The 17,440-nt window shown below is 40.4% G+C and carries 7 protein-coding genes and 1 pseudogene; 5 read left to right on the top strand and 3 right to left on the bottom strand.

Annotation, left to right across the window (positions count from 1 at the left end; genetic code table 11):
* Window positions 1-125: 125 nt before the first annotated feature.
* Together H5203_RS01640 and H5203_RS01635 are read left to right on the top strand one after the other, a co-directional pair.
* Window positions 126-317, top strand: a pseudogene (locus tag H5203_RS01640) (methanolan biosynthesis protein EpsI); the annotation flags it as partial.
* A complete protein-coding gene (locus tag H5203_RS01635) occupies window positions 310-1,659 on the top strand; it encodes an SPFH domain-containing protein (RefSeq protein WP_145233035.1) in 1,350 nt (449 codons plus the stop codon). The pseudogene H5203_RS01640 and the gene H5203_RS01635, both read left to right, overlap by 8 nt.
* Window positions 1,660-1,751: 92 nt before the next feature.
* Here the strand turns inward: H5203_RS01635 and H5203_RS01630 are convergent, their stop codons facing one another.
* Both H5203_RS01630 and H5203_RS01625 read right to left on the bottom strand, forming a co-directional pair.
* Window positions 1,752-1,997 carry a hypothetical protein gene (locus H5203_RS01630; RefSeq protein ID WP_182819260.1) on the bottom strand — a complete coding sequence of 82 codons (246 nt, stop codon included), beginning with the start codon at window positions 1,995-1,997 and terminating at the stop codon, window positions 1,752-1,754.
* A 169-nt stretch (window positions 1,998-2,166) separates the two neighbouring features.
* Entirely contained in the window at window positions 2,167-3,090 is a 924-nt protein-coding gene (locus H5203_RS01625) for a DMT family transporter (RefSeq protein WP_182819259.1), read from the bottom strand.
* 91 nt (window positions 3,091-3,181) lie between these two features.
* Between H5203_RS01625 and H5203_RS01620 the strand changes: the two genes are divergently transcribed.
* Both H5203_RS01620 and H5203_RS01615 read left to right on the top strand, forming a co-directional pair.
* On the top strand, window positions 3,182-4,075 hold the full coding sequence (locus tag H5203_RS01620) for a LysR family transcriptional regulator (RefSeq protein WP_182819258.1): 894 nt from the start codon (window positions 3,182-3,184) through the stop codon (window positions 4,073-4,075).
* A gap of 115 nt (window positions 4,076-4,190) precedes the next feature.
* Window positions 4,191-5,018: a phytanoyl-CoA dioxygenase family protein gene (locus H5203_RS01615; RefSeq protein ID WP_182819257.1), complete on the top strand. Its 828-nt coding sequence runs from the start codon at window positions 4,191-4,193 to the stop codon at window positions 5,016-5,018.
* Window positions 5,019-5,100: 82 nt separating this feature from the next.
* On the opposite strand, the gene H5203_RS01610 is transcribed toward H5203_RS01615, so the two are convergent.
* Window positions 5,101-6,459: a GGDEF domain-containing protein gene (locus H5203_RS01610; protein ID WP_182819256.1), complete on the bottom strand. Its 1,359-nt coding sequence runs from the start codon at window positions 6,457-6,459 to the stop codon at window positions 5,101-5,103.
* Between the two features lie 922 nt (window positions 6,460-7,381).
* Here H5203_RS01610 and H5203_RS01605 point away from each other — a divergent pair.
* Window positions 7,382-17,440: a non-ribosomal peptide synthetase/type I polyketide synthase gene (locus tag H5203_RS01605; protein ID WP_182819255.1), complete on the top strand. Its 10,059-nt coding sequence runs from the start codon at window positions 7,382-7,384 to the stop codon at window positions 17,438-17,440.

The raw sequence follows: 17,440 nt of genomic DNA, 5'->3' as shown, positions 1-17,440 counted from the left end.
ATCAGCTAAAAGCAGAAACAAGCTTTAATAAAGGCATGCCCGCAAAACAGAAAAAAGCTATGCGCAGTACAGATTACCTTGAAAAGGTATTGAAATCATAGCCTTTTTTCATGCTCTTGCCCTGGTTAATTACCCAGCTAACAGAAAAGAATAAAACCCAAGAAACCGAAAATGAAGTGCTTAAAAGCAAAGAAGATATTTTAACAACTTTCATCGAGTTGCATCGCTCTGGTAGTTTTTGCGGGCAACTAAGTGAGCAAGAAATTATTTACTTTGTTAAGAAAAAATTAGATATGGAGAGTAATAAAAATGGATAGTCAGCAAGCTGTAACCCCTCAAGGCAATAAAAGTTCTTTTATAAGTCGATTTGGTCGTCGTAATGTTATTTTAGTGAGTGCTATTTTTATAGTATTAGCTGTAATTGCTACGCTTATGTCGCAAGTTATTTCATGGAATGAAGCTGATGAACGTTTAGTTCATCAATCGGCATTTACGGGTAATTTAACTGTTATCGATCAGGCTGGACCTTATTTAAAAGCTTTTGGTTCTACATCTGCTTATAAAAAAGTTATTTCAATTAACTTTACTGGCGACAGTAGTGCTACAGCAAGCGCCATTGTGCCGCTAATTCCGATTCGATTTTTAGATACAACAACAGGCGGTGCAAGAGGGGTGTCGCGATTTAGGTTACCTGGTAATGTGCCTGCTGGTGAATCTGGTTCTTTACGTGGATTACTTAAGATCCATGAAGAGTTTGGTTCGCAAGAAACCTTGATCTCAAACTTATTAATGCGCGCTACCACTGAAAATGTAAAGGCATCTGCGCGGATGATGTCTGTAGAGCAGCATTATTCTGGTGGTAATGGTCAATTAAGCCAAGATTTTGCAGATCAACTTACTAATGGTATTTTTGTGACTGAACAGATTATTAGTAGCGGTGAACGTGATAAAACGGATGAGCTAAATAATTTGAGTAAACAGCAACGTGTCACGATCAATATCAAAAAGGATTCAGAAGGTAATGCATTACGTAATGCGCCTATTTTAGGTGCGTATGGTATTACAGTGGTTGACGCCAGTATTATTGATATTGACTACGAAAGTAAGGTTAATGCAAGACTTGAGGCACAAAAGCAAGCGGCTGCTGATGAAGCTCTAGCAAGACAGAATTTAAAAAAAGCTGAACAACAAGCCCGTACTGAAGTTGCTCTAGGTGAACAAGCGATTGCTAAACAGCGCGCAGAATCAGAAAAGTTAAAAATCAAAGAACAAATTGATGCTGAACGAGTAAAAGCGAATGCAATTATTTCTGCGCAGCAACGCGTAGCGGTGAAAGCTGAATTGGCTAAAGAGCAAGCAGAGATCTTAAAGCAGCAGCGCTTAGAAGCGATGGGCATGGATGTACTTGCCGAAGCGCGTCAACGGGCTAAATCGGCAGCCCTTGATCCTAAGTATGTGTTTGATGAAACACTAAAAGCTGAAGTTAAAATTCAAACTGCTTTATTCACCAGTTTAGGTAATAGTCGTTTAGTGCCTGAAATTGTAATAGGTGTCGGGCAGGGCGAGCAAAGCAATGGCTCTGAGTTTATGCGCATACTTGCAGCGGATGCAGCATTGAGCTTACAAAAGCGTTTAGATAAAGATAAAAAAACAAAGTAGAACAGTAAATTGTATTTAATAGCCCTAGTCAACTAGGGCTTTTTTATGTGATTAGCGTTAGTAAACTATAGGCTAACGTATTGATTTAATATTTAAAACCTTGGACATAAAGCGTGATCAAAGCCTTTTTCAGTTAATAAAAAAGTCGCGCTTGGGGTAGCAAAAATATAGCCTTCGTAGTTAAGAAACGCAATCGTGCCTTTAACTAATTCGATTTGCTCTGCTGATGCACTTTCTATAATAGCTTTCGGATCTAAATTTACTGGTGTTGGAAACTGCTGATAAAGCTGCTTAAAAATTAAGGTGGCGATAGTTTTAAAGGTGTCGTTATTTTTCATTTTTTTGCTCTTTGGTGTTTATGTGTGCTGCTAATGCATTATTGTAACTCTTTCTATTTAAAGAGTAACTGCCGCACTTACCTGTTTATCCTAAAATAATACGCGGTTAAATAGCGATAGAGTTGCAGGTAACCCATCGCTATATCATGAGCTGGTGCTGTATTACTTGTTATTTACAAGGTTCAGGAATGCGTTTTGGGGTAACAATTCGTGGCAGTAATAAGCCGATGATCACAACAATAATGCCAATTAATTGTAGTTCTGTAATTGGTTGGCCCATCAAAAATGCTGTTAACATGGCAAATACCGGAACGAAGTTAAAAAATAACGACGCATTCGCTGAGCCAAGTTGGCGTATGCCATTAAGCCACAGAAGATAGCCGGCAACAGTTCCAAATAAGCCAATATAAATAACATCGATAATACCTATCATTGAGCTATTACTGAGTTCGCTAAGCGGGTGTACATTGGCGGTCACTAAACACATTAAGCCAATGATTGTTGCACCACTTAGCATACTAACAAAAGTATAAGGCAATACAGGCATGTACTGATTGATACCTTGGCTAAAGTAAGTGTATGAACTCCAAGCTAACATACCTAAAAAGATCATTTTGTCGCCGGCATTGATTTGCATATTCAAAAGCACGGCTAAGTCGCCATTGGTGATAACTAATAATACACCTGATAGGCTAACGATTAAGCTAAAACATTGTGCTACAGTAGGCATTGAGCGCTTTGCAACTGAGCTTATTAATGAGGTTGCAAGTGGGCTCAGCGCCATTATTAACGAGCCGTTTGCGGCACTGGTATGTTCCAGCCCGGTAAATAAACCTAGGTTTAAGCCACCTACGCCAACAGCACTAACAATAATCACCCAAGCCCATTGGTTGAACGTTAAACTCGGTTTTGCACTGTTAATTATTTTTAAGTAGATAGCCAAGCAGATTGCGGCAATACTAAAGCGCCAAAATACTAAAGTCAGCGCGTGTACTTGATTTAATGCATGTTTACCAATAGGAAAACAACTTCCCCAAAAAAATGCACATAATAACAGGAGTAAAATAGCTTTTGTGTTGGCTGAGAAGTTCATCAGCAATCTAGAGATGTTGAAAAGTTGCGGCAAGTGTATTACTTTCCATAATGTGGATAAACACGCAAAAATAAGAGAGTAGATTCCAAAAATGAAATATAGATATTCACTAGACGATTTACGCTATTTTTGTATTGTTGCCCATTTTAAAAGTTTTAAAGATGCTGCACTGGCTTTATCAGTGCCTTTATCAACATTGAGCCGTCGTATTCGACAACTTGAAGATGATTTACAGCTTAGATTGTTAAACCGTGATGCTCATCGCGTATCGCTGACCCATATGGGGGAGCTGTATTACCAACGTTCAAGTGCATTGTTTGCTGAGTTAGATGGAATTAATGATGATCTTCATATCGAGAAGAATCAACCGAAAGGTAAGATCATAATCAGTGCACCTATTAATGCCGGCTCGCAATTTTTAAGGGATATTTTTTATGATTTTTTACTGCAATATCCTGAGATCCAACTAGATATTAGGCTCTCGAATACTTTAATTGATATTGAAGCGCAAGCAATTGATGTGGTGTTTAGGGTGGGTAATACAGTGGTTGATAATTGGATTGCGAGGCCACTTAAAGATATTCACTTTATTTTGTGCAGTAATTCGCAGACGGTGGCCGACAGTGTTAAGCATCCCACTGATTTATGTGCAAAAAGCGCTGTGATTTGCCAGCCGATGTCTATTTGGCAATTAGTAAATAAACAAAATGACGACGCTTATGATTTTCAACCCAGTAAGGGCATTCGTTTGGAGCTTGATGAAATTCAAATGCTCACACACGCGGTTAAAAAAAGCTTGGGGATTGGTTATATTCCTGACTATTATGCATTACCAATGATAGCTCAAGGTGAGCTTCAGCATGTTTTGCCTGATTGGCAAAGCAAGGCACGCACTTTATTTATGTTATATCGGGATCGAGATCATTTACCATTGCGCGTCAGATTATTCATCGAATATGTGCTAGCTAGATTTGAGCAAGGTTAGTATGCTTTTTTATTACTTTTCTGAACTGTTGGGCAAGTGAAATACAACCTGTTTGGTTATTAATAGCGCCGGACTACAAATTTTAGTGCCTGTATATTAAAAGGAGATATTAAATATGCAAACCAATCTAGTGGTTGAACGGTTTAAGCAGCAGGGTTTTGTACAAATTAAACAAGTACTTAAACCAAGTGTAATCACAAAACTGCAGCACTTTTGTGATGAGCTGGTTGCTCAAGCACAGTCACACTATGTAGCCGGTTTACCATTTGATAATATTGCTGTTATGCAAACTGCAGATGAGCCTTTTGTGTATCGCGTTAATGAGCTTTTTCAATTTCAGCCACAATTTGCTCAACTGCTAGCGCAAACCGAACTAATGAGTTACGTTGAAGCGATTATCGGCGAAGCTGTTTTACCTAGCTATGAGTCACTTGTGATAAAAAATTCATTAGATGCACGCGGATTTGATTGGCACCGCGATATGGCGGTGAGAACTCAAGAGCCTATTTTTACCGTGGGGGTGTATTTAGATGATGCAATAGCGCAGCAAGGGGCGTTAACAGTGATCCCGCAGTCTCATTGTAGCCAAGCAAGTGTGTGTGATTTAAAGCGCCAGCTATCCATTGCACAATTACAAAGTGTGGATATTACGGCCAATGCAGGTGATGTGGTAATTCACCATGTAAACACGGTTCATGCATCAGGAAGACAGAAAGGTTCAGCTATACGTAGAACGATCTATTTTGAGTTCAGAGCAGTATCACATTTTATTGATAATCCGTGCTTTCCTAGTGAGTGGATCGAAAAGCGGCAAGCGTTAATGGCTAACCTCAACGCGCTTAATTCAGCTGATATGCCTAATAATGTGCAGCTACCCAATGATTTGTATGTAACTCAAGTACGAATAGAGCCGGCGGAATATTGTATTGAGTTTGCCAGTTAACAGTATCAACATAGATATTTACATGTGTGTAAAGCCAGCCTAAATATATAAATTTGCTCTGAACTAATACAGCCAATACAAGTTAAGCGACTACGATACAATTACGACCTTGTGCTTTTGCCTCATAGAGTGCTTTATCTGCGCGATTAAAAATAACTGAACTCGAGTCATCTGCCTGATAACATGTTACCCCAAAGCTTGCGGTCACTTTAGGTAAGCTCACTTCATCTAATTCGCTAATATACACTCGTAATCGCTCTGCAAGTTGGTGGGCGTGTTGCTTATCTTGAATAGGAGAGATAATAGCAAACTCTTCGCCACCGATACGAAACAGCATATCCATGGCATGTATTTGTTGCTGTAATTGTGTAGCTAGATGTTTTAATAACTTATCACCTATTTGGTGGCCATATTGGTCATTAACTTGTTTAAAGTGATCAATATCCAATATTATTAAAGCAAATAGATATTCGCTTCGTGCTGCCATATTGATCTGGTTTTCTATTTGTTCTTCCCACTTGTGTCGGTTAAATACACCTGTTAAGCGATCTTGGGTTGCTAATATTATTAATTGTTTTTCAATTTCCTCACGGCTAGTCATTTCCTGATTCAAACGAGATATAACAATTTTTATATCGTGTTCTAATGCTGCAAGCTCATCTTTAGTTTTGATCTTTTTCTGAAGTTCCAAAGGTAACTCATGGTGTTCAACAGAAGAGTTTAATGTTTCTATATTAGATTGGATGCGTTGAATACGACGTAAAATAATTTGAATAATAAAGGTCGTTAACAGCAAGCCGAGGATGATGGCGCATATACCGAGTAAGCTGCTGACAAATAGAAAGTCTTTTTCGTGCTGATCTGTGTAATACGCATCATCAGAGGTTAATTTATTTAAGTGCGCTATTATTTGTTTTTCTGCACTTTCTAGCTCAGTTGCCATTGTTTCGACTTGCAACCGCGCTTGCTCAGTAAGTTGATTCTGTTGGTAAACATTTTCTAAATAGTTTTCGAACTCGTCACTTTTTTGCGTATAGTTTTCAATTGTGGTGGCCACTTTTTGATGTGCTTCAGGCTGTAATATGACTTCTTTTAATGCTAATGAGTGATTAATCATTGCTACCGCTTTATCGAGCAATTGTTTTATTTTTTGTTTTTCAAAAGCAAATTGTTGATGTGGGTTGAGCGGCTTATCACCCATTTGGTTTTTTAGTTGAAATTGCTCAAATTGCAGGTGTTGTTCAAGCTCTATGAACTCCACTTGTTGCATTAACTGACTTAACGGAATATCCAGAAAAGCCACTACGCGCATTTCACGTTCTATTTGATTTACTTTATAGGCCGAAAAAACAATAACACAAAACAAAAACGTTAATAAAAAAACAAATAATCCACCAATTTTTTGCTTTATTGACGCATTGTACCAGTTGAATACCGACATAAAGTTCCTCACTGCTTAATAGTCCCTCAAGTATAGTTTAAAAAGCGCGTAATCTAGCTTATTAAGTCTGACCGCAGCAAGCATTAATTGACTAACCTTAGGACAGATTAATCAAAGTTATTAGATACTTTATTTAATAGAGATGATGTGCAGTTGATCAACCGTGTACTTACTTGACGATTGAGTTCGTAATATTGCAGGCGTGCCTTGTGAGGGAATACTAGCACTAAATGAGTAGAACGTTTGTCAGTAGCTAAAGTCGGTCATCTTTGCATCACATTTAGCTTTTGTGTATTTAGTCACGTAACTTGAAGACCCCGATAAGACTCATACAGGAAATGCTGAAAATAGCTCAAGTAGGTAAAGTGAATTTACTAATAAAGCTAATTATTGCCTTAAATCAATCATCACTTTTTGGTTAATTATTTTTTAACAAAACGTAATGTTTTGTAATATTTCTATAGGGTTTGATCAAGTAACATGAGCCTTAGCATAGAGGTTAATTAATAAATACGCCTTTAGGATGGTTTTTGGTATTAACTTGTAAATTATTAGCTTTATTAATGTTGGTCTAGTTTTTTTGTACTACTCTCATGGTCGCAATATTAATTATTTTTATCACAGTAAGTTTATTTATTGGTATTTATATACCAAATTTTAAATGAAAGTTATTGCAAAATTAAGGTGCAGTTGATTAGCGCAGCTGGTGGTTTTAGCGGTTAGTTTACCTTTAAGTTTCAATACGTTATTTATATTGTGCGGATTACAATATGTGCAATCGTTAAATAATGTTATGAGTCTATGTGATTGATTATATTTCAATTTTAGTGGTTTATACACTGAGGCAACCAAGCTGTAGAAGTGCAGAGCTTTATTTTGGCTTTGGTGTTGCAGTGAGCCGCAAACCAAAATAGGTCATGGAATGAATATAAATTTAGCGGCTAGGTTAGTTAAATTAGCTAACACGCGTGGTAGTGATACTGCATATCAATATTTTTATGACGATCAGCAACCTTGTAAAACACTCACTTATGCACAGTTAGATGAACGTGCTAAGCAAATTGCTCGGCACTTGCAGGAGCATTTTTCGCAAGGGGATAGGGCGCTATTGCTATTTAATTCTGGTTTTGAATTTGTGGAGGCATTTTTTGCGTGTCTGTACGCTGGCATTGTTGCTGTTCCTGTCTATCCTCCAAAAAAGAATCAAAATATTGACCGTTTAAGAACTATTGTTGTTGATGCTGGTGCGAAAGGTGCACTGACCACAGAAAAAATTAATGAAATAGCACGTCCATTATTTGAAGCTGAACCTTTATTGGCTGATTTAGCTATTTTTACCACTGACGCTGAACCCACTTATCAAATTGATACTTTAGATTTTCAGCACTGCGAAGTAGCAGCTGACGAATTAGCCTTTCTACAATATACATCTGGCTCAACGGGTGAGCCAAAAGGGGTAATGGTTAGCCAAGCCAATATTCTCGATAATCAAGAAATGATGAAGCAAGCCTTTGGTCATGATCACAGCACCGGTATTGTCAGCTGGTTACCGCACTTTCATGATATGGGTCTTATTTTTGGTATTTTGCATCCGATCTATATTGGTGCACCAGCGGCTTTGATGAATCCGACTTACTTTTTACAAAAGCCGTATCGCTGGCTCAAACTGTTAAGTGATACTAAAGCTGTAACCTCTAGTGCGCCTAACTTTGCTTATGATTTATGTGTTGATACGGTTAAAGATACTGATTTAAAAAACCTCGATTTATCACATTGGCGCTCTGCATTAAATGGTGCGGAGCCCGTTCGAGCGACGACGTTGGAGCGCTTTGTAGAGAAATTTAAAGGGTGTGGTTTTCGCCGTGACAGTATTTCTCCTTGTTATGGTATGGCGGAAACAACTTTATTTGCAAGCGGTGGTAAATTATCACACTCGCCAACTGTGTTATGTCTTATCACTGCAGAATTACAAACAGGTAAAGTAACAAACGTAACACATGGCGATGATGATTCATTTTGTGATTTACACACATCATCCGATAACTCGCCTTATTATGCGGTGTCGTGTGGCATTACGTGGCACAACCATACAATGGCCATTGTTAATACTGACACTAATAAACGCTGTGCTGATGGCGAAACCGGCGAAATTTGGATCAAAGGTGCAAGTGTTGCACAAGGTTATTGGGGAAAAGCCGCATTAACAAAAGAAATATTTCAGGCCTATGTTGATGATAACGATGGCCCATACTTACGCACTGGCGACTTAGGCTTTGTATATCGCGATGAGTTGTTCGTCACTGGGCGCTCTAAAGATGTATTAATTTTTCGCGGTAAAAATTATTACCCACAAGATATTGAATTGACGGTAAGTAACGCAAATGCTGCACTTGATAATAACGGTGGTGCGGCATTTTCAATAATGTGCGAACAGCAAGAGCGACTTGTCATTGTGCAACAAGTAAAACGTACTGCGGTTCGTAAACTTGATCCTGAAGCGATATGTAAAGATGTGATCCAAGCGATTACAGAGCAGCATGGTATTACGCCCTATGATGTTGTACTGATAAAACCTGGGCGAGTATTAAAAACATCTAGCGGAAAAATTCAACGTCAAGAAAACAAACGTCATTACTTAGCGCAGCAGCTAACGCCACTTTATCAATTGCGTGGTTCTTTTGAGAGCGAAACGTTTGAGCCACAATCAGCAGATATATTCAGTAGCCACTGTGCACTTGAAGATGAACAACATGCAAATTTACTTAGCTTGTTGCAAAGCGTCGTTGCACAGGAAGTTGATACGGACCCGCAATCACTTGCTGTTGATGCTTCATTTCAATCTTTAGGGGTTGATTCAATGAAGGCGGTGCGTATTTCGGGTGAGTTAATGGAATTGCATGATATTGAGTTAGAGCCGACAGTTTTATATGACTATCCATCTATTTCAAAGCTTGCTAATTATTTATGGCAATTTGCTGCGATCCGAACCGCTGCTATATCATCAAATACAGTCACTATGCCCGCGGCTATACCCACACTTAATGAAGCTGCTCCGTCTCTAAGGGACTGCACGGACAAAGACATTGCCATTATAGGGATGGCATGTCGTTACCCTGAAGCTGAAAGTATAGAGGCGTTTTGGCAGCTATTATGTAACCAACAAGATGCAATTGGACTGCCAAACGAAAGTCGCGGCATGTTATGCCCACATTTGGATAATACCCGTTTAGGTGGTTACATCAGTGGCATTGAACAATTTGATGCAAATCTATTTGGTATTTCTCCAACCGAAGCTAAGCATATAGATCCTCAGCATCGATTGTTGCTAGAAACCAGTTACCATGCCATTGAAGCCGCAGGTTATGCGCCGATGCAATTATCGGGTGCAAAAGTAGGGGTTTATATTGGTATCTCGCAAAATGATTACTTCTTACTTTCTCAGCAATATGAAAAGCAAAATGCTTATTTAGGTACTGGTACTGCGCTGAGTATTGCGGCTAATCGGTTATCGTATTATTACAACTTCAGCGGGCCAAGTGTTGCAGTTGATACAGCATGCTCATCTTCGTTAGTTGCATTGCATTTAGCCATGCAAAGTATTCACAGTGGTGAAATAGCCCAAGCTCTGGTGGGCGGGGTGAATTTGATCCTCAGTGATGAGGTAACGAACGCCTGTGAAAACGCGCAAATGCTTGCAAAAGATGGCCGTTGTAAAACGTTTTCAGACTCTGCAGATGGCTATGTACGAAGTGAAGGGGTGGGATGTTTATTATTAAAGTCGTTAGCGCAGGCAGTACAGGATAACGACCCTATTTACGGGGTACTAAAAGGCAGTGCAGTCAATCAAGATGGCCGCAGTAATGGCATTACAGCACCTAATGGCTTGTCACAGCAAAGTGTTATTAAGTCGGCGTTAGTTAATGCACAAATTGCAGCAGATGACGTGCAATATGTTGAAGCCCATGGCACTGGTACAGAGCTTGGTGATCCAATAGAAGTATCGGCGCTGAGTAAAGTCTATAGGCCACAAACAAGCTTAGCTGAGCCACTTACTGTGGGCGCTGTGAAAGCGAATATTGGCCATTTGGAATCGGGTGCAGGCATTGCTGGTGTGATCAAAACCATGTTATGCATGCAGCATAAAAAAATACCCGGCCAAGCTCATGCTAAAGAGCTTAACAAACACATTGCTTGGCATAAAATTGCGTTAAAAATTAATCGTGATTTACAGCCGTGGCCTGTTGGTTCAGACAATGGTTGTATTGCTGGTGTTAGCTCGTTTGGTTTTGGTGGCACCAATGCACATATTATCTGTGCGAGTGCACCTCAACGTGCGGTCGATACCATTGATTTAGCCTCGCAAACGGGATTTTATCTGTTACCGTTATCAGCTAAAACTCCAGATGCGTTAGCCAATTTACTGACGCGTTATGAAACGAGATTAAAGAGTTTATCTGATAATGAATTTGATGCGCTGATCTACACAGCAGCACATCTGACTAAGTTTAAAGAAGCAAAACGTGCCGTATGCGGCGAAGATCGTGCAGGTTTATTACGTGCGATGCGTGGCTTAAATACAACCTCGCATTTAAGTGCGGCTGAAAATGATAAAGCTGCGACAAATTATGAGTTAGTAATGCTATTTACTGGTCAGGGCTCGCAATATCCTGCAATGGCAAAACAATTGTATGATACGCAAATTGTATTTAAAAACGCGATTGATGAATGTGCTCATTTACTTGGCGATAGACTCGGCGAGTCATTGCTAACGGTTCTGTATCAGCAAAGCCATAAACAGTTTTTAGAACAAACTAGCTGGACTCAAGTCGGCTTATTTGCGGTTGAGTATGCTACGGCCAAATTAATGATCCACTTTGGCGCCACTCCTAAGCTGTTATTAGGTCACAGTGTTGGGGAGTATGCAGCCGCATGCATTGCTCAGGTGTTTTCGTTAGCTGATGCTATTTTATTGATAGCTGCGCGTGGCCAACTCATGCATGAACTTGCTGATAATGGGGGCATGTTTGCAGTGCGTTGTAGTGAGCAAGTTGCCCAGCAAGTCATTACAAAATGCCATGATAATGGCAAGACTCAAATTGCAATTTCAGCCTATCATGGTGCTTCTGGCGTGGTGTTCTCGGGCGAAAACTCAGCGCTTGAGATTGCCATTGAGTTATTAAAAGAACAAAATCTGACGATTAAACAGCTCAACACAGCACGTGCTTTTCATTCACCACTTATGGATCCGATGCTTGATGATTTTGCTGCTATAGCAGCGCAAGTAAACTATAGAAAACCTTGTTATCCCTTGTTGTCGTCGGTGACTGGCCAGCTAGAAACTGACGCCTTAGCAACACCTCAATACTGGATCGAGCAGATCACTAAACCTGTTCGCATTGATTTATGCGTGAGCGAGTTAGATAAACGTGAGCATTTGTGCGCGGTAGAAGTTGGACCAAAACCTGTTTTGATGGTGTTATTGCAAGAAAACTTGCCCCATTTAGATGCTGAGTATTTACCTATATTGCACAGTCAAGGTGCTGATAAAACACGTTTAGTAACCAGTTTAGGGCGTATTTTTGAACTAGGTATTGAGCTAAATTGGGCGCATATTTATCCACAAATAAATATTCAAAAACAGCCATTACCCGCTTATCCGTTTGCAAAAAATGCACATTGGATAGTGCCAACAGCAAAGCAACCAGCGCTAAAAAGTACTGCAATGCAGGAAAATATGCAGGCCAATAAATCGGTAACAAACATAAACCAAGTTGTTGCACGAACTGAGCTTATTCGTGACATCGTACTCTCTAATCTTGCAAATTTATTATCATTACCAGTTGATGCTATAAAAACGAATGTTCCCTTACTTGAAATGGGGGTTGATTCATTAATGATAATGCAAGCCGTACGCACCTATGAAAGAGAATTTGGCTTAGAGTTTAGCGTACGCCAGTTTTACGAAGAACTAAGCACAGTGGATAGTTTATTGGATTATATTGCGCAACATAGTGACTTTTACCCACACACTGAAGATGCCCAGTTAACCTCGGATATTGCAATTGTAGAGCAGAATACCCCTTCGTACTCTGATACAACAACTTCTTCAGCCAATATGGGGTTTGATCAACAGACTATCATGGCAATTTGCCAGCAGCAGCTGCAAGCTGCCGCGAGTGTAACTAATGATTTTGGCCGTCAAAGCATTGCCGCGGTGACAGCGCAACAATTACGTTTTCTACAGGGCAGTGCTATAACCTCCTCGGCAAGTGTAACGCCAGACAATATGCCTCAGCAGCAAGTAAAAACAGTTGCAATGCCCGTAAATAAGCGCGCCACAGAACTTCCTGCATCGCAAAGTAGACAATTACACATGCAGCATCAGTCACCCGCTATGCAGCAGCATTTTGAACAACTAAAAGCTGATTATTGCGCAAAAACCAGCGCATCGAAAAAGCTGGTTGCTCAACATCGTGGCAACTTAGCTGATTGCAGAGCCTCAGCGGGGTTTAGGTTATCAAGCAAGGAAATGCTTTATCCGATTTATGCAGACCACTGCGAGCAAGCCAGATTATGGGATATAGACGGCAATGAATACATTGATATTACAATGGATTTTGGAGTTAATTTATTTGGCCATAAAGCCGAATTTGTGACTGATGCTTTAGCGCAACAAGTAGATCAAGGTATTCAATTAGGCTTAGCCAGTCCTTTAGCGTGTGAAGTGGCTGCTTTGATCAGCGAATTAACTGGTTTGGCGCGTGTGACGTTTTGTAATTCAGGCACCGAGGCGGTCATGACCGCACTGCGCTTAGCACGCAATTATACAAAACGTGACAAAATTGTGCAGTTTAGTGGGGCATACCATGGTCATTATGATGGTACTTTGGCGCACTCTGTGGGCCAAGGAGACATCGAGCCTATGTGCGCAGGTGTTCGCCAAGGCGCAGTTAATGACAACTTAGTATTAGATTACGGTAGCGCGCAGGCGCTGGAAATTATTCGTGTAAATGCACATACAATTGCTGCGGTATTGGTTGAACCGGTTCAAAGCAGATACCCAGCAATACAACCGTGGGAATTTTTAAAAGAGCTCAGAGCAATAACCACAGAGCATGGAATAGCACTGATTTTTGATGAGATGATCACCGGGTTTCGCGCTCATCCAGGCGGCGTACAGGGATTAGTGGGGATCCAAGCTGATATGGCAACCTATGGCAAAATTGTTGGTGGAGGGTTGCCAATCGGAGTTGTTGCCGGCAGTGCCGATTACTTAGACGGTATTGATGGTGGTGTATGGCAATATGGTGATCAGTCTTATCCACAGGCAGATACGACTTTTTTTGCTGGAACATTTTGTAAACACCCAATGGCAATGGCCAGTGCAAAAGCGGTTTTAAGCGAAATTAAACGCCAAGGACCACAGTTACAACAAAGGCTAAGTGATAAAACCAATTATCTGAAAACAACCCTTAATCGCTTTTTTGCTGATGCAATGATCCCAATTCAAATTGAAGCTTTTAGCTCTTTATTTCGTTTTAGATTTAGCCAAAATCTAGATATGTTTTTTTATGAAATGCTTAATCGTGGCATCTTTATTTGGGAAGGACGTAACTGCTTTTTATCAGCAGCACATACAGATGCAGATATAGAGATCATTATTACCGCAGTTAAAGACAGTGCCTTGAGCTTAAAGGCGGCAGGTTATTTTGGTAGTGAGCGTGATGATAAGATGAGCTTGGCCACCTTAGCGGCGACATTTCCATTGACCGAGGCGCAGCAGCAATTACTTGCCTTAGCATCAAAGTCACCTGAGGGGGCTTTTGCGTATCACTTACAAGCCGTACTTAAATTAACAGGTCAGTTAGATATAAGTCGCTTAGTTACCGCAGTTGATAAAACAGTACGCGAGTGCACTATTTTACAGTATGCAATTGATAGCGATACGCTTTGCCATAGGTTAGTGGCTGAGCATCGTCCTCAATTGTTAGTTATTAATCTACAACACTCAGATAATAATATCGCTGTAGCAACTCAGTTGCAGGAGTTACGTTACCATGCTTTTGATTTTAATAATGAAGTTGCATGTCGCTTTGCGCTACTAAGAGAAAATGATAATACTGCTTACTTAAGTGTGGTTACGCATCATTTACTCTGTGATGGCGTATCGTTGCAGATTATTTTGAGTAAAGTTGGCCAACACTATAACAACACCACAACAGAGGCGTTGGCAGCACAGGTAGACTTTAGTGCATATGTTAAAGCACTTGACCACTATAAAGAGTCTGCTAATTACCAGCAAGATAAGGCATTTTGGTTGGCACAACTAGCGCCAAGTATGCCGTTGCAACTACCAACAAACACTGCGATTGCAACGACAACGAACTATGCAGTATCGGTATTGACTGTTGAGCTTAATGAGCACACCAAAGGAAATATTGCTGATCTGGCTAAACAGCAGGGCTGCGGTCAATTTGCCACTTTATTGGGGTTATATATAGCGTGGTTAAGTAAGCTTAGCCAGCAGTCAATGATCACCGTTGGGATCCCTTGCTCTGATCGACAATTACTCCCTCAAGCTGATAGCGCAGAATCTTCCGATAGCGAATTAGTCGGGTATTGCACGAATATTTTACCAATTTGCATTGATGTTACAAACATCAGCAGTGTTCGAGAGTTAATCAAAACAGTGCAATCTGAATTATTAACTGCATTTGAACATCAACATTTCCCTTATTCAGCGTTAGCAAATGAATCGCTTAATTTACCTAATACTTTATTTAATTTAGATAAAGTTACTGCCTTACCGGCATTTACTGAATTGCAATTAAATACCATGCCAAGCAACACCTGTTATAGCCAATTCCAATTAAGTTGTAACTTAACTCAGTTTGCTAACAGTTGGTCACTCACCCTTGAATATCAAAAAGATAAATTTACATATGAACAGGTAAATCATTGGTTATCTGGGTTAATAGGGTTGTTTAGCAACGCTGTTGGGACAGACGAACTAAACAGTGCGAACTGTTCATTGTTAGATGATTTACAAATAGCGACACTGGTTACTGAACAATGTGAGCGTGTTGATAAACAACTTTGTGTCGATTCTTGTATCGTTTCATTTGAATATGCTGCGACTCAATACCCTGACAATATTGCTATTACCTGTGATGGCCAAAGCCTTAACTATTCACAGTTAAATCAACGAGTAAATACCTTTGCTCATTATCTTATTGAGCAAGGTATTGGGGTCGGCAGCTTAGTCGCAATTGCACTACCAAGGCGTGCGGAGCTGATTATTAGCTTATTAGCGGTATTAAAAACGGGGGCTGCATTTTTGCCACTCGATATTACTTTTCCGCAAGCACGCATTGAATATATTCTGGCTGATGCACAAGCTGATTTACTGTTGTGTGACAGTTTTAGTGATAGTAGCCCAATTATTGCGAGCAACAAATTGCCCGTATTAGATATTGATACTGTGGTACTTACAGGCTTGCAAAGCAGTAATCCAGATCGCGTTATTGCTCCTTTATCAACCGCTTATGTTATATATACATCGGGCTCAACGGGGCAACCTAAAGGTGTGGAAATTAATCACCAAGGGCTGCAAAACCTGTTGCTCGCTATGACGGTACAGCCTGGAATAGAGCCAACCGATTGCTTGTTGGCAGTTACCACTATTGCATTTGATATCGCGATGTTAGAGCTGTTTTCGCCCTTAATTGTTGGGGCTAATGTACTGCTTGCGAGTGAGCAAACATGCAGTGACCCATATGCAATTACCGATCTAATAGCACATTTCCCAGTGTCTATTATGCAAGCGACTCCGACGTTATGGCGATTAATAATAAATGCAGCACCTGATTGTTTAGCTGGTATCAAGGTCTTGTGTGGTGGCGAACCGCTTGATCCAGCACTTGCTCAGGCGGTGCTGTCGCAGCAGGGGGATTTATGGAATATGTATGGTCCAACCGAAACCACCATTTGGTCTGCAATTAGCCATATTCAGCACAGTGATGATATTACGATAGGTTCAGCAATTGCTAATACGAGCTTGTATGTTATGGCTGAGGATGCACAAAGTCCATGTTTACCTCTACCTATTGGCGTGTGGGGGGAGTTATGGATCGGTGGTTTAGGATTAGCGACTGGCTACTTACAGCAACCAGCACTCACAGCTGAACGTTTTGTTAGTCATGTTTTTAATGGTCAATCGCATCAGCGTTTGTATAAAACTGGCGACCGTGCAAGGCGTTTACTCGATGGCCGTATTGAACTACAAGGGCGGTTAGATCAACAAGTTAAACTAAACGGGCATCGTATTGAATTAAGTGAAATTGAACACCACCTGCGCTTGTTATTTGCGAACCAAGATGTACGTGTTTTTATCAAACCAAACAATCACGACCAGCCGAGTTTATGTGCTTATAGCCTTGAGGACGACAGTTTGGAAAGTGTTTGGAGTGTGAGTGAATTACGTCGTGTGCTATCACAATCATTGCCAAGTTATATGGTGCCAGAATCAATCTGTTGGTTAACGCAGTGGCCAACCACACCAAATGGAAAATTAGACACGAAAGCATTACCGCTTCCGACTGCGGCTATGCAATCGGCAATAGTACGTATTGCCCCCAGCTGCGCGACTGAAACGAGCTTACTGCAACATTATTTAGCATTACTTAAGGTTGCAGTGTTAGGTACCCAAGAAAGTTTCTTTGATTGTGGTGGTAACTCTGTACTCGCGATGCAGCTTGTGTCACGAATTAATCTGCAATTTAAAGTACGGGTGACGGTAGGCGATATTTTTGACTACCCTAGCGTGGCGCAATTAGCGCTACGAATTGACGATTTATTATCAGCGCGAGCAGCAAGTACCGAGCAAAGTCAGCCTCAGGTTACTGTTGTGAGCGATATAGTGAGCGGCCGTGATATTAGTAAAGCCCTTGATGATAGCAGCATGACTGAAATGGACTTGTAA

The organism is Pseudoalteromonas sp. SG41-1 (assembly GCF_014164575.1).
GTDB classification, from domain to species: Bacteria; Pseudomonadota; Gammaproteobacteria; order Enterobacterales; family Alteromonadaceae; genus Pseudoalteromonas; species Pseudoalteromonas rhizosphaerae.
Note: the sequence above shows the minus strand (reverse complement) of the source record. Positions and strands in the feature narration are given on the sequence as shown.